Origin of the sequence: Paenibacillus sp. FSL R5-0475 (genome assembly GCF_038004585.1) — a bacterium.
GTDB lineage: Bacteria > Bacillota > Bacilli > Paenibacillales > Paenibacillaceae > Paenibacillus_AQ.
On sequence record NZ_JBBORK010000001.1, the window covers coordinates 4,740,322 to 4,763,086 of the forward strand.

A 22,765-nucleotide genomic window follows, 5' to 3' on the forward strand; every position below is an offset into this window, starting at 1 on the left:
GATTGGTTCCACGGTGCTGCCTTATTCGAAGCCAGCTTACCGGGGTTATTCTTTGACACCACCAAGTGCCACGCCCGCGATAATGTATCTGGATAACAAGAAGTAAACTATAAACAACGGTAAAGCCGTCAAAGCCAGACCCATATAGATCGAGCCGAACTCCGTTTTGTAGATATCACCTCGGAGCAAGCTTACCATGATTGGCATAGTATATTTCTCCTTCTGTGTCAGCAATATCAGCGGCATGAACAGGTTGTTCCAGTTAGCCACAAAGGCAAAGATGGCTTGTGTTGCTACTGCCGGCATCATCAGCGGTAAGATAATCCGGTTGAAAGTGAAGAATTCACCAGACCCATCTACACGTGCAGCTTCCACGATCTCTATCGACAGAGTTGCGAGCAAGTATTGACGCATGAAAAATACCACCGCAGGTGCAGCAATTGCTGGTAGAATCAGCGGAAGAAAATTGTTGGTCCAATGTAATTTATACATGAACTGATAGAATCCGATTGCGCTCGCTTGGGAGGGAATCATCATCACGCACATGATGAAGGTAAAAAATGGCCCCCGTAGCTTCCAGCTGTAAGTGACGAGCCCATAGGCCGCCAAGGACGAGAAATAGACTGTGCAGAGGGTTGCAGAACTGGCAATAATAAATGAATTCAGGAACCCTTGAAGCGGATCGAAGCTCTTATCGAGCAACACTCGTAGGTTGCTCATCATGTGGCTCGAAGGAAGCAGAGAAAGTCCGCTTTGAATTTCCGGTGTAGAGCGTGTGGCATTTACAAACATGATCCAAAACGGCAGGATACTGAGCACCGCCAAAGAGATGCAAACAACATAGATAATTGTCTTGTTGATCTTTCGGTTAACGGTTCCGCTTTTCTGATTATTTGCCATGTGTTACACCTCCCTCACGGTCTGCTATAGCAGCTTTTCTATTCTTTTGTTTTTGTATTTTTTTAAGTCTTGACGCATCACGGTCACGCATCACGTAGAACAGTATTCCGGCCAATATTGCCGAAATCAAGAACATAATCATGCTCGCTGCTGCAGCACGATTGTACATATAGCTGCCCTTGAATGCTTGCCCGTAGATAAACATGGACGTGGTAAGCGTAGAATCGTCCGGCCCGCCCGCAAGGAATAATTGCGGAATATCGAACATGGTCAAACCACCCACCATCGATGTAATCAGTGTGAACAGCAATATCGTACGCAGACTCGGAAGTGTGATGCGGAAGAAGGTTTGAAACCCGTTAGCCCCGTCAATCGATGCAGACTCGAAGAGAGCAGGATTTATACCCATAACGCCAGCAATCAGGACGATCATGGTGTTGCCGTACCACATCCAGAACTGGATGAATGCGACAATGCCCCGTGCTGTCGTCTTATCCTGCAGGAAGAACACCGGAGCGTCGGTCCATCCCAACATTTGAAACAAACTGTTTACAGGACCCATCGGATAGGCGAATAAAGTGCTGAACAACACGGCAATCGTACTTGCTGTGATGATATTAGGCATATAGAGCAGAACCTTGAACAAGCCTTGTCCCTTTATATTGAGACGCTTATTCGTGAACCATGCCGTTAGCAAGAGCGCGAGAAGCATCTGGGGAACGAAGTTAGTAATCCAGAGCAATCCAGTGTTGATCAAAGACTTCCGGAACGAAGGATTATCAAAGAGAAGATCTTTGAAGTTTTGAAAAGGATTATCAAGAATATGGATCGGTTTTGGTATTATTCCTTTCATATCGGTGAATCCAATGACTGCGGTATATAAAATGGGATACAGTGAGAAAATCAGAAATGCCAGGACAAACGGAAAGGTAAAAATATAACCGTATTTCGAATAGTTCACATTTTTGCGGCGCATGCTCTCACCTCTTTAGTTGATATGAAGGGGCGGGATTACTCCCCCGCCCCTCCGAATCCTTCTTATTCGCTTTCAATGCCAAGTTGGTCTTTGACTTGTTGCTTAAAGGTTTCGATCGCTTTGGCACGGTCCTTGTTACCCGCGGTGTATTCACGTACTTGATCACGCCAGAGCTTGTTGATTGTTTCGTCGTACTGGGTCAAGTTTTTACCTGAAGCGTTTGCATTGGCCGGTACAAATACGTCGAACATGTTCTGACCACCGAGCAATGGAACTTCGCCGTTTGATTTCGACATGACAACGGAGGAAGCAACGCTGTCCTTCGTACCTTGCTCGCCTTCCTTCATCGTACCGTTAGCCCAGTAATATTGGAGTCCCGTTTCGGAGGTGTCGAGTGTAACCCACTTCACAAAGTCTGCAACAGCCTGTTTCTTGGCTTCGTCCTTGGTAACGTCTTTGTTGGCAAGCAGCCAAGTGCCACCCCAGAAGAAGCCTGTCGGTGGTTCGGAAACCGCCCAGTCGCCATTCGTGTCTTTTACTTGACCGTTCATCACGTAGTTGATGAGCCAAGCAGGACCGAAGAAACCGAAGATCGGTTGAGCGCCGGCACCGGACATATCGGCGTACCAAGCTTCCGTCCAATCCGTTGTATCGTTGTGGTAGCCATTGTCTTTTAACTTTTTAGAGAGATCAAGGAACTCTTCCCGCTTCGGATCGATATGAAGCTTGCCATCAACAATCCAACCCTTGTCCGAGCTGTTCTCAATTGGATGCCAGATATCTCCGTCGCCGGAAACGATGCCGTATCCTTTAGCTTTCAGCTTCGCGGCTGCTTCGTAGAATTTATCCCAGCCTGGTCCAATTTCATTTTTAATAGTGGCTGGATCATCGGTTCCAAAAACATCCTTCGCAATGGAGCGGCGATAGATGAAGGCACCGCCAGTCGCTTGATAGCCGAGGGCTTTCAATTTGCCGTCTAGGCTACCGATGTCAACCGAGTATTGAGCGATACCAGCGTCCTTAACCATTTGGTCGTCAAGGCCCAGGTCAGAATAGTTGGCCGAATAGCTGGATGCATCGCCTTGTGTATACTTGAGCACAAATGCTGATTCAGCTGCAAAAATATCCGGGGCATCTTTTCCACCAGCTGCCAGAGCCTGATCAAGAGCAGGCTGATAAGCACCATCAGTGGTTGCAATAACCGTAGTTTTGAACTCAACATTCGCGTCCGGATGAGTTTCCATGTACTTCTTGGTCATATTAGGAATCTCATCTGTAAAGCTCCAGAGATTGATAGTGACTTTCTCACCTGTTCCTTTTGATGGAGCTTCGGTAGCGTTGGCTGCTGGTGCAGTCGTTGGGCTTGAGCTAGATGAATTAGAATTAGAATTCGAGTTCCCACCACATGCTGCGAGAGCAGATGACATCACGAGCAATGTAGAGAGCCCCACTAAACTACGTTTCATACTTTTCATATCTTTGCCTCCCCTTTTGTATTATCACTTCGGTTTTATGTAACCGCATACATAATTATAGATCCTGCAATCCTTAAGCATAAGGTCACCCTCTTTAGGAAAACTTCCACTATTTTTAGATTCAGTTCTATAGAGCGCAAAAAAAGAGACATCAAGGGATCAATCCCTCGGTGTCTCCATGACTCTGTTTATATTTCTGATCATTACTTATCCGCTTTTAGCGCATCATCCTGTTTCTTGATGAATTCTTCTGGTGTGACGGCTTCACCGAACAATGCCTGAATCTGATTCATGTGTATGGTAGATGCGACTGGCTTCATTTGTGTATCCAGATAAAGAGTTACTTTATTAGCCTTATTTAACTCGTTTAATAGATCAATGAACATTTGCGGTAGCTTGATGGCCGCAGTATCTACTTTGGTAGCCGGGATTACGCCTGCATTGACAACAGAATGCTCTCCCCACTTTTGAACGAAAAAGCTCACGAATTCTTTAGCCTCCAGAGCATGCTTAGAATTTTTGGAAACGAACAATCCAGTGCCCGGACCACCGACCCAATCATCCACGTTGCCTTTGCCGCCTTCAACTGTCGGGAACTTGAAATAACCGATGTTGACTTTAAATTCTTGGGCTATATTTGTTGTGGTCGTGAAATCTGGCAGCTCCCAAGTCCCTGTAACGAACATGGCTGACTTTCCGTTCATGAACTGTACCTTGGCTTCATCATTGGATAATCCGTTGTAGCCCTTGATGAATGTGTTCAGGTTTACCAATTCTTGCACTTGTCTTGCAGCCTCTAGCAAGGAAGGATCTGTGAAGTCCTGATCCGCAACAGCTTTATCCATCAGGTTAGGTCCCCCAATACGATCAGCTAGATACATGTACCAGAAGGAAGCCGGCCAACCGTCCTTGCCTCCAAGAGTAACCGGTGTTATGCCATTGTTATTCAGTGTTCGAATGATCGCTTTGAGATCATCCAAGGTTTGGGGAGGCTGCAGATTAAATTCTGAAAATATTTCTTTATTATAGTAGACCGGAACTATGTTTAGTTCGACAGGAAGGGCATACGTCTTCCCATCAAAGGAGTACCCCTCCGTCGTACCAGCTACGAATTTCCCTTTCAACTCATCCTGTAAAAGATCGTCCACGGATGCAAACTTATCTCCCCTAACATAAGGATCCATAAAGCCTGCTGCCCAGGTGAATCCGATGTCCGGTAGATCGTTGGAAGCGGCAAGTACCTTCAGTTTACTTTTATACTGCTCATTTTCAAGAACTTCCGTCTTGATGGTGATATTCGGATTAGCTTCTTCAAATTCTCTGATGATTTCTTTTACCATTTTGTTTTGCGCGGAGTTATTGCTATCCGGCCATAGATGCATCATTTTTAAAGTGATTTTCTCGCCGTCGCTCTTGCTGCTATTCCCCTTATCCCCATTGCAAGCAGTTGTTATCAACAACAATGTTAAGAAAAGGGTAATGGATAATCCGATCCTTTTCGTAGATATCCCCCCCTTGCCGAGCCGTTATTGGATATTCGCTTCTATACCATTCCTCATGGAAGAACGATACTGCCCTGGACTCATTCTTTCGTATTCCTTGAACAGCTTGTTGAAATATTTAACCGTCTGGTAACCCGTAAGGCTGGCAATTTCCGCTATAGGCAGATTCGTTTTCAGCAGTAATTCCTTCGCTTTCTGCAATTTTCTACGGGCGACGTATTCGCTGAAATTCATCTGGCATTGCTCCTTGAAAAGAGAACTGAAATAGCTCCCGTTCAGATGAACAAGTCCGGCTACTTCCTGCAGGCTGATCGCCTCTTCTATATGCATTTCCACATAGTCTATCGCCTGACGGACCGGATCGCTTAATGCGGCATCTTCATCTCTTATGGCCATTAATTGTGGATCGGCCATCTTCCGCATGAAGCCGATATGTTCCTGCTCCTCCCCTGCCTTCAGGGCATTCTCCACAGATGCGATTAGCTTTTCCCGGCTGGCTGGCTTGAGCAAATATTCAACTACGGACAACTGAATCGCTTGCTGAGCATACTCGAACTCGGCATGACCGGAGATGAGAATAACGGATGGCTGACGCTGTATTTTTTTATCCCTTATTTGACTAACTAAAGAAAGACCACTGATTCCCGGCATGCGGATATCCGATATCATGAGCTCCACTGGTATTTCCTCCAAAATTTCAATAGCCGAGATCCCATTGCTTGCCGTAAGGATTTCATAATGACCGGCTGCCCACACCTCTAGTATTTTCTTCATTCCTTCTCTAGATCTCGGTTCATCGTCGACAATAAGAATTGTTCGGCTTCTCATGACATTTTGTCTCCTCGAACAGGAATTTTGATGTTTATACGGGTGCCTTGACCTTTTTGGCTATCGATGGTCATTGCCGCACCCTGCTCATTCTCTCTCGAAAAAAATAGTTGAAGCCTTCTATGCACATTAGCGATTCCGACACCGGAATCTTTTGAAGAAGATACCTTTCCGCTATCCAGCCCTTCCACAAGAGAGCTCAGCATCTCCTCGTCCATTCCCATCCCGTCATCTTCCACCGTAATGGTGACCCATTCTTCATCTCCAGCAACCGTTAGCTTTATCCATCCCGGTTCAATCTTGCTCTCGACCCCATGCAATACGGCATTCTCTACAAGGGGCTGCAGCAACAGTCGGGGTAACTCCACATTCGAAAATTCAGGAGGAGCCTCAATTTCCCACTCCAAGCGATCTTCAAATCGCATCTTCATAATAAGCAAATATCGCTTTACATGCTCCAGCTCATCCTGTAACTTCACCCATCCCCCTTTACTCGAGCCGGTGATCGTATAGCGGAATAAATCAGACATGGCGACAACATACTCTGCCAGTTGATCTTCATCCCTATCCAACAGTGACCAGTACAGAACATCTAGGGTATTGAACAAAAAATGCGGATTAATCTGCGCTTGAAGTGCCTTCAACTCCGTATGACTCCGGGATAACTCCTTCTCATAAACCAACTGGATCAGCTCGTTGATATTATCAACCATTTTGTTATAGGAATAATTCAGTTCCTGAATTTCCATAGTGGACGATACATTCTCGATAGGCTTCAGGATGCCTAGACGGGTACTTCTCATAGCTTTGATCAACCTGAACACAGGTCTGGTAATAAGTATAGATAGGAAAAAAGAAAGCAGGGTGAACAGTAAGGTACCCATCAAAGCCGATACGACAATGGTCGTCCGCAAGACCGAAATCCCCTTGGTGATGACGTTAACCGGGGTTAAGATGAGTAGCGTCCATCCTGTCACGGAAGACCGCTGTTTGACAACGATAAAGGATCGTTTGCCGATGGAAACATTCTGATCGTCGGATTCCTCCACCAGCTTTGCTGCTGTCTTTTGTGAAATACTGTCATCGTTAGACGTGATGAACTGCCCATCAGGAGCGAGAAGTAATACTGTTTCTCCGTCCCCTTCCCCGGATAAAGAGTCTTTAAGTGCAAACTTATCTCGGTCTGAGCGAATGAGTAAATACCCTCCAGTTGTGAAATGCCGATCAATAAGGCTGATCTGTCGAATCGCCACAAGCGATGTAGGATCGAGCGGATCAATACCGAACCAAACGAGACTACCTTCCTTTCTCGTCGCCATTTCGATCCAATCTTCGGGTACCTTATCTCTAAGGGTGCTGCCGTCGAGAGGATACAGCCTCACTCCGTCTTTATTATAAAGCTCAACAGATTTGATGCCGTCCGTGTAGATTTGGACCAGATTGATAATAGATGGCAGCGCTTGCCGTTCCGTAAAGGTAGCGGGATGACCCTCTATATCGCGTAAAAGAAGTTGCTGGATATAATCGTTAGTCGAGACCAGCGTCGTCAGAGAATTAATCTGTTCGAGAACGCTTTCCAAACGGCCGTTAGCCTGAATCGCGGTTTGCTGAATATGCTTCTCCGCATTATTCTTGAGTAGCGTCGAGACTGAATGGAACGTAATCCCTCCAACGAACGTCAGAATGATGAGCATGACGGCGAGGAAACCGAGCAACATTTGATTTCGCAGCGTATTTAACTTTAACATCGACAGTATCCGCCGCATGCATTCTCTTCCCCTCTTTATCATGTGAACATGAGATGATCGCCCCTATGCGTAAAAAAGTAAGGGCTTTCAACCTTTTCAGTCATTATATTAGCATGTTTGCTAATGATCCGCTAAGAAAGAATTATGGATTCGACAAAAAGAACTAATATTTTCGCCCCCAATACCGACAGACGGGGTAATTAGCTCCATCTCTAGCAACCTTTTATGTAGGAGTGTCTTACTCCTAATTAAAAAAATCCCGATGATGTATTCATCATCGAGGCTAACTAATTTTTTATTTTCGCCAAAAAGTTGAACAATCTGCCTTGTCCATAATGTTAAACTCGATCATTTTCTCAAGTAATGAGAAATCAACCGGACTATCCCATCGGATCCGTAACAACTGCTTGGTGTGATCATAGCCTGCCTGTACAATTGCATCTGAGAAATGATTAATTCCTGCGATTTCAGGCGCAACAGCCATATGTTGTTTGGATACGCTAAAGCCAATAATATAGGTGTCGTGATCAGTGAACATAGGCTGATTCCACGCAATTTTTGGTTTTAAATCTGTGAATTTCTTAGTTACCCAAGCCAACACCTCTTCCATTCGCTCCCGATGCTGCGGGTTATCAATTTGCGCTAAATAGTCTGCAAAAACCTCCATGTCGATCACTCCTAACCTCAGAATCGCCTTTTGTTCAGGCGTAGTTACAAAAAAACACCCCGTTAGATAATCATATCCAACGGGGTGATAGGGTGCAACTTTTTATAACGGTACTATTGTTAGAAGAAAATAAAGTATTAGACTGAAGTTGTTGATTTGACGGGGTTTTTTGGTTACAAAATCGTCAGGTATTGAGAAATAAGTTTTAGACTGAATAAGATAATGTAATAACTATCCACTATTTTCGAGAAAATAAAGTATTAGACTGAGGATTCTACATCTACAATAGCTGTACTTCTGAATTTAATAATCGTATCTCTTATCTTATTTACAGTAATATCGATGTCCTCTTGTAAATCTAAAATATGATTCTCTTTAAATCCACTTGGTGTTATTTTTCTATCAAAGTCATCTATTGCAATAGGAATACAAAACAATGCACTTTGACTACTTGAATGCATTATCTCTCTTATTATTTTTAATTCATCATAAAAATAACCCTCAGTATTATTAATGGATTTTTTGGAGAAACACACAATAACAAATTCTGATATTTCAAGAGCATTCCTAATTTCTTGTTTCCATTTTTCTCCAGGTAGTATCTCTTCTGTATCCATCCATACCTTTATCCCATGTTTATCAAGTTTACTACGCAATTGAGATGTAATATTTTTATCAATTCTTGAATAAGAGATAAATACTTTCGCCGGAATTAACATATGTCTAAGTTCTTTACGCAATATTTTTGACTCATTCAACAATTCACTAATCAAAGTATCTTCCCATATGAAACTCTCCAGTGTAAATATGAGCACTTTCGTAGCATATTCATGAATATCCCATAACTCATTAAGAACTCTACAGGCACGATCAACATCAAAAAACTCAAGGTTTTTTCCTTTTCTTAGGTAGTATATGAACCAACCCGCTTGTAAATTTGTTCTCCATGGTTTAATTAAAATAATTGATAGTATTTCGGATAATAATTCAATATCCTCATCTGCCTGAGCATTCTCAACTAATTTTGCAAAATGAGTTCGTCTACGTTCTGGTTGTGAAAGTTGATGTAATTCCCAAAACCTCAACAACTCATCAAAATCAGCTGCTATGATACCTATTCCACCGTGTGTGTTCTTTACTTTCTCTTTTAATTCTCCCCATTCTTGATCAATAAATTCATCATTTTCATCCCACACTAAGCCTTTCTCATACTCGTGAATTTTAATGTCAATCACTCCGATTTCATTGAACAGTTTCATTCTCAGCATTATAATCAAGTCCTGTAAATAGTATATCTTCTCACCTGATATAAATATTGATTTTCCTAGATTGTTAAAACAGTCTAATCCAAAATCAACCCAATCAGACTCAGTAGAGTTTATTGTTTTAACAATTATTTAGTTCATCCCATTCATACGGTTACAGCGTTGTTATAAGGAAATATACCATATATGTATCTCAATATTTGAATTATGTTATTGTTAATCCGTTAGTTTCTCCAGTATATTTTCTTTGAGCTACACCAGCCATAATCCTGATACCTCGCACAACTTAATATTCCCAGTCCCCTGTTATACACTTTTTCGAATATTATATGAATTTATGTTTTCATTAATGCCATAAGCTATCTGCAAATAACTTTCGATATCATCAATAAAATCCTTCCACTTAACAGATCTTATATATGAAGATTCTCCTGTATATACTTTATTTACATCGCTATGGTTAGTACAATCACTATAATTTGGGGATTTTATATTGAACATATTTTCCTTCAAGATTGTAAATAAAGTATGGGTTTTTAACGTTCTACAATTACAGTAAGGACACGAGTTATCCTGAAGATAGTATTCATAACTATTAGATTGGTCTGGTAAAACAACAGCTAGCAATGCATTAGCTCCGCTTGTTCTTCCATTTTTCGAAAGTTCTTTCAATGAATAGGAAATCTCCCAAGGAATCCACTGGTCAGCATCACTTGAAAACATACTTTTCATATTTTTTGAAATAAACACAATGGTAATACTACTATCAAAAATTTTATCCTTTAGCTTTGTCCAAATAGTTTCATCTTTAAACTCGCTAAGATCCTCTCCGTCTGCTTCACCTTTATTAATATGATCATCATCTTTGAGTTTACTTTGAAGCTCATCAACGTAATTTCTTACAGTTGTGAAATAGTTATTATTAAGTGGATAAACACTGCTATCGGAATATTTATAAGAAATAAAAATCTTTCTTCCCATTTAGATTCCCCCTTATTTTCAATAAAACTTCTATCTACCCATCCTCAGAGTATTAATAATTTTTAAAATTCTTTTGATTATTTCATTATGATTATTTGTTGCAATCCCAATGAACTCAAAGTCTGGTTTCAATTGCAGAAAATCACCATAATATTTACCGAAATTATCCATAACTTCATCCCATAAAATCTTACTCATATAACCGGTAGCACCAACTGGAATAACCTTTACCCCATGAGAAATAGCGATTTCAAATTCTTTTCTAACGCCATCTGCATTAACCAATTGATTACCTACAACTTTATTACCAAATAAGAATACAGCACATCCCACATCTGATATAAAATCTTTTCTGTATCTGTCCCACAAGTCTTGTATGTCCATTCCGTTAGTTGCAAATTGCGGGAATGGTCTCAACATTAAATAATCATCAATTTTCCTCGTATTGGTGGAGTATATATAATCTAAAGCCCCGTTTATAGCCGCACTTCCTACCCCTGTGCCAAATCCTGAAGCAATTTTGAATCCAGACTTCACCATTTCTTGACTTAAAGTATGAATGAATCTTTGAGCATCATTCTCATCACTTACAAACTGACTATATTCAACCGCACTTCCCGATAAGAGAATCTTGGAACGACTATAACGTTGTAAAATCTCCTGTAAAATATCAGTAATATCATCGTATTCATCTACTAAAACAGCTTTAATGTGATATCTTTCTAAATCTGCACATTTCAATTCCTGTTTAATCAAATCATATTTAAACCTCTCATCGCCTTCTTCTTGAGAAAGAAAATTATACTCATTTCGATTGACCTTCCTAAAAAAACAATAGTGGTTTCTACCGTCTTGTCCCGACAATACTCGTATTCGGCTTAATATATACTCTAAATCTGGATCTTCAAAGCTATATCCTATAAATAAAAAGGTTTTTGAAATCAACTCTCCCTTAAGACCAATTGAAAACAGCTGATTTTTCTCGTGAAATGTTTCGTACTCGTCTTTTATCAGTACTGTCTCGTCAGCTCTTTCAATATCTCCATGCATTTTGTATACAATTGCATCTCGTCTAGGTTTTAAAAGAGCAAAATCATTTTGTTTAATTTTAACGTCCGGATTTTTACCGGCTTCAATTAATGATCGTTCAATTAGCCGGTCATAATTAGTTGTCCAATATGTATTTATGGGGAGCTGCGCCAGAATACGATGATTTTTATTTAATTGCGCTTGCGCTGAAAAATTATCGATAACCAATTGAGAAAGTCTTTGCCTTCCGTTTTTATTAAAGAAGTACTGTGCTAATGAGATTAGATCTGTTTCGATTTCAATATCAAGTCCCAGTTCTTCAGCTGCTTCCTTTAACAATCCCTTCCAGTTAACAAAGCCTGATGCTGCGGAAAGGCCGGCCCCAGCAAAAAGAGCTGCATTTTCTTCGTGAAGAGCTTTAAGGTATTCTCGTATCAAAACTTCTTTATGCGTCGACATTTATTTCTCCTCCAAAATAATTAGGCATAGCTAAATATAAAATTGATAGCCATGCCTTAGTAAAATTAGGTCCTCTTCAATATTATTAGATTATTTTTAACGCTTGAAAGGTTTAGTACCTTCTAGCCATGAAGGGAAGTTAATGTAAACCTCATGAGAATCTTGTATCCAAAGTTGTAGCTTCCCATCCATAGTATAATCTTTAGTTACATAGCTATATAATCCAAGATACTCTTGTCCTAAGTAGCTATTCCGATTATTAACTTGATCAGTTATTGGTAAGATTGCAACCTTCCCTTTGATGCCGTCAAAATAGCCTAATTCCCAAGTCATCCAAATAGAATCCGAAGAGTTGTCTGATGTTGCAAAAAATAAAGATTTACAATTAACCATTCGTTTACGTAGTATTTCTGCTGTTTTCTTTTGAAACATTTGAACGATTTAGTTGCTTATCTTCAATCCAATCCACATAGACAGAAAAGCCCATGTCTTCAATTTCTTTTTTCAAGCCTAATATAACCTTAGCATCTGAAAAACTATGCGAAAGAAAAATGTCATAATACCTATCATATTGAAGTGCTGCACTTTCTAATATTGTTGAAGCACTTTTTGATGAAAAACTCTTCAACAATTCAGAATCCGCTCTGGCTATGAGATCTCTCTTGTTAAATAAGGCCACCAATTTCACCCACCTGAATGATTAATCTCTGAAATGAAGAAGCTTTCGCTTATCCTGAAGGACTATTGCCATGATAGCATGAGCTCTTTCTTACCAATGCGCCTCAAAAGAAATAATTAAATTCCTAAAGCATCTAGTAATTTATTAGCTAACGTAGCGTAGTTCGGGCTAACCATGAGTTCTTGGTTAAACTCTATAGACATAGGATTGAGTTTATTTTGCCATGCAGTGTCCTGAAACTCTGCTGCAATTTCAGCGGATCTTCCTCCTACGGAGCCTACAAGAAATACTGGGAGACCAGCGGCTTTAGCCAGCTCTATTTCTTCATCAATACCTGGTGATAATCCAGGCCGTCGAGTTTTTCCACCTAATACGATCATACATACGGCTGTTTCATGATTAATCATTGCTTTTCTCATTGTTGATAAACTCTTTCCTCGATCATTTTCTACGTTTTCAGTTCCTGTCACAACTGCATGAGACGATACTTCATCAATAGTTGCTTGAGTAACAAAGTACTTTGAGATAAACATGTGAATCGCTTGTATATAATCATTAGGACGACGTAGCTTAGCAATATCAAATATGACTTGTTGAAATGTTGGATGGGCTCCAAAAATCACATTTCCATTCCTATCTAATATTGTTTGGATGAACGCACAGAGAGCACTCCACAATAGTTGCTGGTATTCCGGCTCACAGTCTGGAAATGCCCCTGATATTATCAAACCCTTTTTTTGACTTAACAATAATCTCCCTCTAGAGTAAATCTCTAAACTGGAGATGTATTCATCACAAGAATCAATAAAATGGGGTTCTTCTATTAAATCTTGATTATTTTGTGAAGCCATAGGAGCAAGCATTATAGCTGCATCATATACATGTCCTAACCTTGGATGTTTTGAATATCCCTGTTCAATAATTGAATGGTTAAAGGAAAATCTGTCATCATCTCTTGGAATTCTTCCGTAGAAGCTAATAAGATGAGTCATTGGGCGTTGAATATAACGAAACCCATTTCTAGGTATCTTCACCTCGTACATATAAGACTGCTCGTTTATTAATTCCAGAGATATTTTACCCTCCCTGTCCAATTCTCTCATTCTTTGCAAATGTCCAAAAATACTCATTGACTTCTCACGTGATATTTCAAAAGCTTTATGTATTACAGAATCAACTAGATTCTGATCCATTTCTCTCAAACTCAAATCAATAAATTTGAGCCAAAAGTGTGGAGACTCTGCAGGCTTTACTCTCAGATTCACACGTCCACTCTCTTCGCCTAGTTTTACCCATACTATAGGCAGGTTCATTGACAACGCCATTTTCAATTCCAGTTCAATCCATTCTGAGTCGCCACTTTGAGGAGTATCTAAAAAAATTACAGCATCACTCTTACGAAGATTGTTTTCTATTACGTCTTGTGCCTTATCTCCAACAAGAATATCACTTAAATCGCGAAAACGATTTTGGGCTCTTAAACATAAAGCATCATAAAATCCACCTGCAACCTCTTCACCATCGGACCTCCGATGGCTTAAAAATAAAGACATGTTTCTTCTTGTTAATGTAGGTTGTAAAATAGAGATAGCATCTCTAGCAACAGCTATTGCAATTGTCTCTAGCTGTGAATTAGTTAGATTTCGTCGCTCAATAGCTTCCTTAACATCATAGCTTTGCGGATCGGGTATACATCTAGGAGGCACTCGATGTACAGAAGATATTGAAACGGGATAGAACTTTACGCCAGAATGCACCCCTTCGCTAAGAAACTTATCAAATACTGCAGAGTAGTTATTATCAGCACGATTAAAAAAAATGACGATATCTCTCTCTGTAGGCTGACCCGTAGATTGAATTAAGTTCATATCGTTTTGAATTACTCTAGTCTCAGCATGCCTATTTAATTCATCCAAACAAAATCCATAAAATTTATGAGCTTGCTCATCTGACCCTAATGTAAGTACTGGTTTTATAATATAAACTCGCATAAAACACCTCTGGTAATATAAATCTTAAAACTCTAGCAAACGCAACTTACACAATCTTAAGAACCATAATTTCCTAGGTATATTGTACCATAATTCCGAAATAATTGAATAGTTCTTCATTGTTGAAGCTTTGCCACAATTCTATGTACCCAATCTCTAATTGTATCGTTCTGATAGTGCTTTACCTTCTCAACATTTAACCTGATAAAGTTGTCCAATAAATACCTATCCCAATGACCATTTTTCTGAACTAATCCATCCATTAGGTGCTTTATCTCATATTCCATTACCTTTAGAGTAATATCTTGCAACGGTTCTATTACAAGCGTAGAGATCGACCAATCATCCGGCCGCGCAACCTCCAGTATGTACTTTGTAAACATACTATTTGATACTTGAACAATTGCACAGGTCCGGCGCGCACCATTCGGACATATTGAAAACCGCTTGCCAGGTGGAATTCGAACTATAGACATTCGAATAGAATACAAAGTCATTTCCTTCAGCAATGCTATCATTTTGAAAAAATCTTCTAGACCAATAGCTTCAGAAATTGGGACCATCTCTAAAGTTTGAAAATCAATGGGCGGGGTATCGCCACCCACGATTGAATCTTGAACACTGACCTGTCTGGGTTGGTCCAGACTTTTACCGCCTCTACCTGTATTAACGACCACATCGTCTCCTGCATGCGTTTGCTTTACACTTTTCTTTTGAGTTCTCACGATCGGGTGGTTAATAAATTTCATAAAAGTAGGAGGTGCTTCAATCACATCCTGATTTGTATCTTCTTTTGCATGTTCACTGTTATCATTAATTATAACGTCGTCGTTCTTGGATTGATCGGGTATCCTTAACCTCCTGTCTCCAAAGACTGATTCCTGCCGCTTTTTGGAGTGATGCCAGAAGTCAATTTCGTTGGCCGGATGTGTAAAGCCAGCAAACCCCATAATTTCTTTCACCAAAACCATATTGATGAACTGATCGCCTCTTACCATCAGCTCGATTGGACCGGTAGACGGGAGCTCTACATCAAGAGGAGTTCCCTTTCTAAATACCTTCTTAGGATTAGTAGGAGATTCGGCTATTGCTCTACTGAACAATCTTTGATAAACGGAATTCCACATGGTATTCATTTGGGGGTCTAGATAGATCCATGACATATGACGGGCATTACTCTCATTAGCCATTGTATTAGGTACCCGGGTTCCTAAATGAAATTGAAGTATTTGATTTTCAAATTCACATCGTTCAATAAGTTGTTCTAAACCATGTGGCTGCATCAGCGAATATGCCATTAGCCGAGAGTTAATGAACATTGCTCTAATAAGCTCGATAACAGGAATTCAAACCGATATATTACCCACTGTATACTGAATAATGTTTTGCGTTCCTAACTCCGGATTCTTTCCAAAGTCGATGAGACGCTTAGGTAATTGAAATCCATTTACCAACTTCCCCTGACCAAGTGAAGGTATGGTGAATGTATAAGACGATCCGCTCATTGGACGGACTTGATTAAGCACACCCTTGGTATATATTTGGCCGATTCGTAATAGAGGGATTGCGCCCCAGGCTCGAGACAGGACTTTAACCTCACCTCGTGCTCTTCTAAAGGCAACTCGAATTCTCCAGTCACCTTTATAATCTGTGTACGGCGATCCGAACCAAATCAGTTCAACATCCTCATTTTCTTCAAAAGGCCAAGGACTGAATTCTACTGAAGCCACTGCGTCGCCACCCTATCTGCAAAGTTCAAGTTATGTAATCCTTGACCGCTATAATAATCAAGCGCCTCAGATACCGCACTAGAATAACCTGGTCGCATTCCGGCCTTTCTGATTAATTTCCATCGTTTAATGGGAAACTCATCATGCATATGTTCTGCAACCCATCCGATCCTGCGTATTTTAAATTGATCAACTGTTTCGAGACGGTTCGATAATATAGCCATCGTGATCGGAAGCTTATCTTTATGCTTTTCAATTAATGCAAGCTTTCCAATACGTTTGCCAATTGAGGCATATGTAATTCGAACAAGCTTCATTCCCCGATCCGCAAGCATATTATTGCATGCCTCTTCAACCTCCCAGCTCAATTCGAGGTCGCGCTTCTCCCAGTCAACACGAATGTAGCGTGCATTATGCGCATTACATTTCTTTTTGGAAGTTCCCTTTTTTATTGTTAGGGGAGACGCAGACGATAAGATCACTTCATTGCTGAAGCTCTCATGTTCCGGATTAAGCCGTGTGTACTTAATGACGGTATTTGTATCCACGCCAAGCTTCTCGGCGGCAGCTCGGTACGATAAACCCTTGTCCATATAAGCCACTAGTTGATTCTTCCAGACAGGTCCAAAGGCTTTAATGCGGCCGATGCGGTAACGCTCCTCTGTGCTCTGATCCGGGCCTCTTCTCGAATAACAGAACCCGCAGCTACAATTGAATGTGCCTACCGGTCTTCCAGTGTCTGAACAACGTGTAATTTTCAAGTGAGTTATACATGGCTCTCTGTAATGATCTGCAGCCTTATTTAGACATGGCCACGGGCCTTTACCAAAGGGAGAATGGCTCGTATTTTTTTGCTCCAGGAAGCTACTGAAAGAACCAAAGAGGAGACGTATAAGCAACAATCGTCTTAAAGGGTGAACGGCTCTACGAGCTTTCCTTGTAGACACTGCCAGCCAGGAGTAATCATTTCCATAGGTCTGACAGTTCAGGAACTCCAGCATTTCTTTGCCATAATGAGAACTCAATTTCATCTCAAGCTCGCGCTGCCGAATTCGATTGGATGGGGTCAAAAAGCCTTGTTCACTTAATCTATGTAATAGAGAGTCTCTGGAATCGTATAGATGAAGTGAGTGACCAACGCTAAGCAACAACTGAACATCCTGAGCAATTTCAAGCAATCGTAGGTGAGTCCTTTCTGGAACAGGCAATACCAATGGATGGGATTGAAATAAGTGTCTTGCGATAGGCAACACCGTTAAACCGTGCCGATCTGAAACAGGATGTGTTACTCTGTGAAGCACAATACGATGTTCTGGACAAACCATGACCCCGACAGCCTGGTGCACACGGTGCCAGTAAGGCTCGCCAAATCGCTGGATATCTTCTTCATAACATGAGGGGCAGAAGTGCAATTCACCGTTCCGCTCCATGGAACTCGCTGTAATACCAACCAGCGTATGAATCCCTGAACCGTCATTGCTCTTCATCATCTGTTTTAATTGTCGGCTCCGACTCTGCGGAAGAAAGGGGGCGTAGTATGAATATAACGTATGCTCGTCAATCCATTGATCCGATGTTATACCCATGATCTGGCTTCTCGGGGATAGATTATCGAGATGACTGGGAAGATCCAATGTAGGAATAACATGATCTGTACCGAATAATTCCCGGAATGTCCATTTTGGGCTGGAGTTGTTCATCCGCAGGTGAAATCTAGTAATCACGCTATAGAGTAACTCATCCGGGTAAGGGAGAGGCATACCGCCATACATATCCATACTTTCACCGCCTTCTATCCGATAAACTCCATTGGATCTTTAATATATCCGGCAACTTTGAGGGAATCGTATGCCGGCAGCTTCTGCTTCTTGCCCTGAGATACAATTACGCGTAAATCATTTGGCTCTGTCGGTTTTGACTTCACTTTCGATTTGCTTCGCGGAATAGACTTATTAGTGGAAGAAGTATTATTCTGCACTTGTAAAGCAATCTTCAACGCTTCTTTGTGCAAATCTACGGTATCAATTTCATGAAGATGCTTCTGTACTACAGTCTGCGCTGCTTTTAATGCGATGGCTTCTCCTATGCCAGCCTCAATCAGCCACACATTAACTTCAGAAACCGTTTGCTCTTGCAAGTCATAACCAAGCTCGGTTTTTATCACCTCAAACCGCGCAACCTTCCGTTTCTCTGCTTCAATTCGATCTAGGTAGTCATCTATAGATACGCTGTCATATATGTCTGCAAACTTTTGAATTTGATTCTTCTTCCCCGATCGCAGCGCTTCAAGTGCTGGCTTAATCAGCGTAAATCGATCTCTGGCCACAGAGCGGATAAGTTCCGGTGTAATATGCTCTATCTCCTTGTCCAGCGCACGCCACTGCGTCAGCATAAACAGCTTAATTGCAATATCCGATATACCTTGAGATTCCTCAAACATGATATCTATAAACTCAGGTATTAACTCTACTTTTTTGTCGGTCCACTGGTACTTCCACAACCCTTGCAGAAGCCATTCCCATTCCTCATCTTTCTGAAAATGGTGCCAGGTTGCATCACCTTGCCCGCTATTGCGCCGCGCATTCCTGAATTCACCATTCAAGGCAGGCAGCGCCTTATAGGTACCAACTAGAATGACAGGAAGACCAATCGTATTCACCAGTTGGACGAAGAAGTTCAGCATTTGTGCAGCCCGATCATCTTTTGCTTCCTGCAGATTCTGAATTTCATCAATGACAAGTACGCCAAGACAATGTACGGCGGCAGCCTGAGCCATAATCGGCAATAATTCATCCGTCGTTTTTGTCGTATTCTTCTTGTAATACTTCGTCCCGACCAAGCTGTCGACAGCCAGTAGAAAATTTAAACATAAGCCTCGTATAGATCCATCATGCGGACAGTCCATTTTTAGCCATACAATTTGATAGGGAGCAGGCATATGCTGACCTTTATACTTTCGATGCAGAATGACTTGCGGATACATCTGGAGAATACGCATCAGGCTGCTTGATTTTCCGATACCTGATATGCCAACCAAAGCAAAACCTGCAGATGTTGGTGTGTTTACGGGATAACCATTTGTATGACCTTTCAATATGAGCTCATAAGCGTCTTTACGGGCTCTGAAAGCATAGTTAGGGGTAAGAGGGTTTCGGCCTACATAACCATCCCTTATAAGTCTGGAGATACTTTGTTGCAGTTCAAGATGTCTCGATAATGGCCTGAAGAAATCTCTTGAAATCCGCTGTACACAATGCATTCTCAAATGGACCGGTAATCCTCGTTCAGCAATATTGAAACTCGGATTGGATGCCAGCTGCTTGGCTACAGTCTTGTCGTCCCAAATAGGCGGCAAAGCCTCCAAGAGAGGATTATTCCTATAATCCTCAAGCAGCGGATCTTGATAATCGGCCTCCACAAAATGACCACGACTGAAGTGAAATAATGGAACATCTATCTCGTTCACTCTTCATCACCGTCTTCCTGCAAATAGGCTTTAATCTTGGAAAGCTTGTCAGCCGGAGGTATATAGGCTTCTTGCGATTTTGTTGTTGCATCTCGGTTTATCGGTAGTACTACGTTATCGTCCTTCGAGCTCTTTCCTTCAACTGTACGAGATTCAGCTAGTTGGAAAACCTCCTGTGGCCGATTCAACTGCTTTTCTCCACTCCGATTCCCCCTGATTCCTTTAACACGTTGATTACTGCTTGTATCGCTATTGCGTAACGCCTCATTTGTCTTTTTCGTCGCTTGCTCTACAATGGCTTGGGTCTGCGCATCCAAGTCAATCTTGGCCAACATATTATTTATCTCATGATGTCTGCCATGATATCGTTCAATCTCCAATAAGTCGTCTATTTCTTCAAATCTCTTGTTAAGATATCGTTCTTCTCGATCAAGCAGCGTGCATACTTCGAACTGTCTTCCCGCATCCAACCATAAGTAGATTTCATTAGTGGAAAGCGGGTCATAGCACACTTTTACTCGCCAAGTCTTGCCGACCCTGGCCTTAACGAACCATTGCTCTCGCATAGCCAAATCGCAGCCATAATGAACACCTTTAAACTGGATTCCAGCAGATGTTACGGTAGCTTCTCCCTGGGGAAGGAGGTTGAGCTTAACAATAGCTTCCGGAAGCTTCTTTAAGCGCCCCGTCCGGTTTATTATCCCCCACTGCCATAATTGGTACGGGATCGGCTCGACATTATCTGCTACCATAAATTCATTGCGATCATACCAGAGCATACGGTGATTGTTGTTATGATAAAGAACGTATTGAATCATAATCTGAGTAAACTCTCGTAACGTCAATTTAGCGTCAAGACGATAATCCCGTTCGCCGCGTTCTCTGAAGCGTTCCTTGATTGCCCCCGGTACAAATCGAACACTTCTCAAGTTCACCAAACGAAACTGTTGCTCTACAATTCCTTTCCAGTCTGCTCTATAAGGCGGGGCATTCTCGACATCCACACCAAGAACGTCAATAAGTCTAGCCGGTTTATCACCCTCCAACTCACCGCGGTCCGCTGTAATCTTTTGCGGCAAATGGCTGCTCATCCATTGCTGCTCGGTAATTTTAATGCCATACTCGGCACAATACCTTACTTTATCAGCTGTTGTATTAGCTAAAGCCATCATGGCGCCAACCCAGCTAGGGCCTTCCAAGCCAATGTATATCCCTGTTATATAGCGGCTAAACACATCGATAACAATGTAAACAATCGGACGGCCAATAATCCATTCGCGCTGATATTCGCTAACCAGATAAACATCTGCAACCGTAGCATCAATCTGAAATCTGGAGCCTGGACCGAAGCTCTCAAGAGTAGAGCTCCCGAGTATTGGGCGGTGATTCAGTTCATATCTCTTTTTACCGTGTCGACTCTTCAGTGTATTTGCAAGGTTCTGCTCTTTCTGAAACCAATACTTATATTGGCCAAATGTGGGCAACTTCTCCGGGGGAGGCAGTACGGGAATCAGAGCTTGTCCTTCTTGGCGGTACCCGCTCGCAAAGAATTTCTCCAGTGTCTTTTGGTAAGCATGTTTTAAAGGAGATTTCTCCTTGGTGTTATAAAATAATCGTATTCCTGATCTCAGTAACTGCTTGATTTCTTCGTCAATGTTTATACCTGCTGGCTCATGTTCAAACTTTCGAGGACGCCCACGTTTGGCCTCTGTAGGAGTACGATCATTGCCATAACTACCGCAATTGTTATAGTGAGGCAGCAGCGTATTCTTCATTTTCCCTCCCTGCCAATATCTACGTAAGTAGCGATAAATTGTACTTTTATGAACAGTAGTCCGTCCCTGAACCTCTTGGATTTGAGCCCCTCTGAATTTCTTGTCATAGCAGTTCGGCTCATCCAGGACGATATCTTTGATAGTGTCCCATGACTTATCACGGAGCGCCAAATGCTCAGGGGCAATATCAGTATCAATTACTGGGACGCTATCATTGATCCAATCCACTTGTCTGCAAAGCTTCGATGCAATGCCTGCAGCATATTCCGAATAAGCCTTCATAACAGGAAAAGCCTTATCATCATCCATTGCAATGCAGTAGAGGTATTCCTCATTTGGTGAGATCCATAGTATTCTCTCAACCTGACGCACATCGGACTCAGGCAACTGCCATTCGACTACCATATTTTCATAGAGTATCTGCATATCTCAGCCGCCTTTCGCCAATAAGCCATCTGCTCCAGTGATATGAAACCCATTAGCACTATTCGATGGATTAATCTTCTCATTCATGTTTACAGACCAGATCTTTCTGGCTACAAAATGTCTGAACATAGCCAGGGTTGTCCCGGCTTCCAACCCCATTTGTTCATCGCATGCGAGAAACGCTTTAGCTATTGCAGTCCCTGATTGTATTAAAGCAGCGAGTGAACGCTCCAGACTCTGGACAGCAAAGATCCCAAGTTTCTCGACATCCTCGTTATGGTACTCTTTATGAATCCATTCGACATTGCGGATTAACGTATAAGGTAAATCACGCTCGGTCACAATTCCCCAATCAACCTGATGAGACTCCCAGTATGTTCGTTCAATTTCAAATTTCTCTAATATGCGTTCGTTCTCCAGCTCTTTAGCAGACTTAACCGTCCTCGCATATTCCTTATCTTTATATATAATTACAAAGTCCGTAGTCATAACAATATCCACGCCAGTTCTAGGGTCTTTGGGATGTGCGATACCAAGCTTGTCAGCAATCAGCTTCGTCTCCTCAAGCGGAAGGAGGGGATATTGCTCACGGATGTCTGTTACTCCATCGGCATAATCCAGAGCATAGAAATAATCGCGTTCCAAATCGGACAAGAAGGTGTGTTGTCTGCCTGTGGTCCAGCCGACACCCCGAGTCGACCTGCCTGTTGAGGGCACATCCTGTACTCGCAGCCACGGAAGATAATCGGCTCCCGTTCCTTGTCCTCTGCCTTCTTTGATAAACCTATCAATCTTCGCGTCTGTGATTTCACGTTTTCGTTTGGCCACAATGACAACACCTCCTTAAAAGAAAATAGGGCTACCCGAA

At 41.8% G+C, this 22,765-nt stretch carries 19 protein-coding genes; all 19 read right to left on the reverse strand.

From position 1 onward, the window contains the following. Positions 1-45 precede the first annotated feature (45 nt). The 19 genes from MKX41_RS21200 to MKX41_RS21290 all read right to left on the reverse strand — a co-directional run bounded on the left by MKX41_RS21200 (position 46) and on the right by MKX41_RS21290 (position 22,725). Entirely contained in the window at positions 46-900 is an 855-nt protein-coding gene (locus MKX41_RS21200) for a carbohydrate ABC transporter permease (RefSeq protein WP_042192048.1), read from the reverse strand. Then, the gene (locus tag MKX41_RS21205; protein ID WP_340972948.1) at positions 890-1,876 is read right to left on the reverse strand and encodes a carbohydrate ABC transporter permease; all 987 of its coding nucleotides are present in this window, start codon (positions 1,874-1,876) and stop codon (positions 890-892) included. The genes MKX41_RS21200 and MKX41_RS21205 overlap by 11 nt, the downstream gene beginning before the upstream one ends. 62 nt (positions 1,877-1,938) lie before the next feature. Further along, the gene (locus MKX41_RS21210) at positions 1,939-3,303 is read right to left on the reverse strand and encodes an ABC transporter substrate-binding protein (protein WP_340972950.1); all 1,365 of its coding nucleotides are present in this window, start codon (positions 3,301-3,303) and stop codon (positions 1,939-1,941) included. Between the two features lie 251 nt (positions 3,304-3,554). Next, on the reverse strand, positions 3,555-4,736 hold the full coding sequence (locus MKX41_RS21215) for an extracellular solute-binding protein (RefSeq protein WP_340972951.1): 1,182 nt from the start codon (positions 4,734-4,736) through the stop codon (positions 3,555-3,557). Between the two features lie 141 nt (positions 4,737-4,877). Beyond that, positions 4,878-5,681: a response regulator transcription factor gene (locus MKX41_RS21220; RefSeq protein ID WP_042192060.1), complete on the reverse strand. Its 804-nt coding sequence runs from the start codon at positions 5,679-5,681 to the stop codon at positions 4,878-4,880. After that, positions 5,678-7,447: a sensor histidine kinase gene (locus MKX41_RS21225; protein WP_340972952.1), complete on the reverse strand. Its 1,770-nt coding sequence runs from the start codon at positions 7,445-7,447 to the stop codon at positions 5,678-5,680. Before MKX41_RS21225 ends, MKX41_RS21220 begins: the two co-directional genes overlap by 4 nt. 277 nt (positions 7,448-7,724) lie before the next feature. Then, positions 7,725-8,096, reverse strand: coding sequence for an iron chaperone (locus MKX41_RS21230; protein ID WP_076285549.1), 372 nt, complete (start codon positions 8,094-8,096; stop codon positions 7,725-7,727). A gap of 260 nt (positions 8,097-8,356) precedes the next feature. Then, positions 8,357-9,364 carry a toll/interleukin-1 receptor domain-containing protein gene (locus MKX41_RS21235; RefSeq protein WP_340972953.1) on the reverse strand — a complete coding sequence of 336 codons (1,008 nt, stop codon included), beginning with the start codon at positions 9,362-9,364 and terminating at the stop codon, positions 8,357-8,359. 303 nt (positions 9,365-9,667) lie between these two features. After that, positions 9,668-10,342, reverse strand: coding sequence for a TIR domain-containing protein (locus tag MKX41_RS21240; protein WP_340972955.1), 675 nt, complete (start codon positions 10,340-10,342; stop codon positions 9,668-9,670). A gap of 30 nt (positions 10,343-10,372) precedes the next feature. Then, on the reverse strand, positions 10,373-11,830 hold the full coding sequence (locus tag MKX41_RS21245; protein ID WP_340972957.1) for an SIR2 family protein: 1,458 nt from the start codon (positions 11,828-11,830) through the stop codon (positions 10,373-10,375). Between the two features lie 96 nt (positions 11,831-11,926). Beyond that, positions 11,927-12,163 carry a hypothetical protein gene (locus MKX41_RS21250; protein WP_340972959.1) on the reverse strand — a complete coding sequence of 79 codons (237 nt, stop codon included), beginning with the start codon at positions 12,161-12,163 and terminating at the stop codon, positions 11,927-11,929. Between the two features lie 64 nt (positions 12,164-12,227). Further along, positions 12,228-12,509, reverse strand: coding sequence for a hypothetical protein (locus MKX41_RS21255; protein ID WP_340972961.1), 282 nt, complete (start codon positions 12,507-12,509; stop codon positions 12,228-12,230). Positions 12,510-12,625: 116 nt separating this feature from the next. Then, on the reverse strand, positions 12,626-14,500 hold the full coding sequence (locus MKX41_RS21260) for an SLOG domain-containing protein (protein ID WP_340972963.1): 1,875 nt from the start codon (positions 14,498-14,500) through the stop codon (positions 12,626-12,628). Positions 14,501-14,616: 116 nt separating this feature from the next. Next, complete coding sequence (locus MKX41_RS21265; protein WP_340972965.1) at positions 14,617-15,690, reverse strand: Tn7-like element transposition protein TnsE; 1,074 nt, start codon at positions 15,688-15,690, stop codon at positions 14,617-14,619. 156 nt (positions 15,691-15,846) lie between these two features. Continuing rightward, a complete protein-coding gene (locus MKX41_RS21270; RefSeq protein WP_340972967.1) occupies positions 15,847-16,230 on the reverse strand; it encodes a hypothetical protein in 384 nt (127 codons plus the stop codon). Further along, positions 16,218-18,008, reverse strand: a complete 1,791-nt coding sequence (locus MKX41_RS21275; RefSeq protein WP_340972969.1) for a TnsD family Tn7-like transposition protein — start codon at positions 18,006-18,008, stop codon at positions 16,218-16,220. The genes MKX41_RS21270 and MKX41_RS21275 overlap by 13 nt, the downstream gene beginning before the upstream one ends. A gap of 14 nt (positions 18,009-18,022) precedes the next feature. Then, positions 18,023-19,696, reverse strand: a complete 1,674-nt coding sequence (locus MKX41_RS21280; protein ID WP_340972971.1) for an ATP-binding protein — start codon at positions 19,694-19,696, stop codon at positions 18,023-18,025. Further along, positions 19,693-21,897 (reverse strand): Mu transposase C-terminal domain-containing protein, encoded by a 2,205-nt coding sequence (locus MKX41_RS21285; protein WP_340972973.1) that lies wholly within the window; start codon positions 21,895-21,897, stop codon positions 19,693-19,695. Before MKX41_RS21285 ends, MKX41_RS21280 begins: the two co-directional genes overlap by 4 nt. Before the next feature lie 3 nt (positions 21,898-21,900). Beyond that, positions 21,901-22,725, reverse strand: coding sequence for a TnsA endonuclease N-terminal domain-containing protein (locus MKX41_RS21290; protein WP_340972975.1), 825 nt, complete (start codon positions 22,723-22,725; stop codon positions 21,901-21,903). Positions 22,726-22,765 lie beyond the last annotated feature (40 nt).

Coding starts and splice junctions, on each gene's coding strand:
- MKX41_RS21200 (WP_042192048.1), bottom strand. CDS start 900: ATGGCAAATAATCAGAAAAGCGGAACCGTTAACCGAAAGATCAACAAG.
- MKX41_RS21220 (WP_042192060.1), bottom strand. CDS start 5,681: ATGAGAAGCCGAACAATTCTTATTGTCGACGATGAACCGAGATCTAGA.
- MKX41_RS21260 (WP_340972963.1), bottom strand. CDS start 14,500: ATGCGAGTTTATATTATAAAACCAGTACTTACATTAGGGTCAGATGAG.
- MKX41_RS21210 (WP_340972950.1), bottom strand. CDS start 3,303: ATGTCATCTGCTCTCGCAGCATGTGGTGGGAACTCGAATTCTAATTCT.
- MKX41_RS21230 (WP_076285549.1), bottom strand. CDS start 8,096: ATGGAGGTTTTTGCAGACTATTTAGCGCAAATTGATAACCCGCAGCAT.
- MKX41_RS21275 (WP_340972969.1), bottom strand. CDS start 18,008: ATGGATATGTATGGCGGTATGCCTCTCCCTTACCCGGATGAGTTACTC.
- MKX41_RS21215 (WP_340972951.1), bottom strand. CDS start 4,736: ATGATGCATCTATGGCCGGATAGCAATAACTCCGCGCAAAACAAAATG.
- MKX41_RS21235 (WP_340972953.1), bottom strand. CDS start 9,364: ATGCTGAGAATGAAACTGTTCAATGAAATCGGAGTGATTGACATTAAA.
- MKX41_RS21285 (WP_340972973.1), bottom strand. CDS start 21,897: ATGCAGATACTCTATGAAAATATGGTAGTCGAATGGCAGTTGCCTGAG.
- MKX41_RS21250 (WP_340972959.1), bottom strand. CDS start 12,163: ATGACTTGGGAATTAGGCTATTTTGACGGCATCAAAGGGAAGGTTGCA.
- MKX41_RS21240 (WP_340972955.1), bottom strand. CDS start 10,342: ATGGGAAGAAAGATTTTTATTTCTTATAAATATTCCGATAGCAGTGTT.
- MKX41_RS21225 (WP_340972952.1), bottom strand. CDS start 7,447: ATGCGGCGGATACTGTCGATGTTAAAGTTAAATACGCTGCGAAATCAA.
- MKX41_RS21205 (WP_340972948.1), bottom strand. CDS start 1,876: ATGCGCCGCAAAAATGTGAACTATTCGAAATACGGTTATATTTTTACC.
- MKX41_RS21245 (WP_340972957.1), bottom strand. CDS start 11,830: ATGTCGACGCATAAAGAAGTTTTGATACGAGAATACCTTAAAGCTCTT.
- MKX41_RS21265 (WP_340972965.1), bottom strand. CDS start 15,690: ATGGCTAATGAGAGTAATGCCCGTCATATGTCATGGATCTATCTAGAC.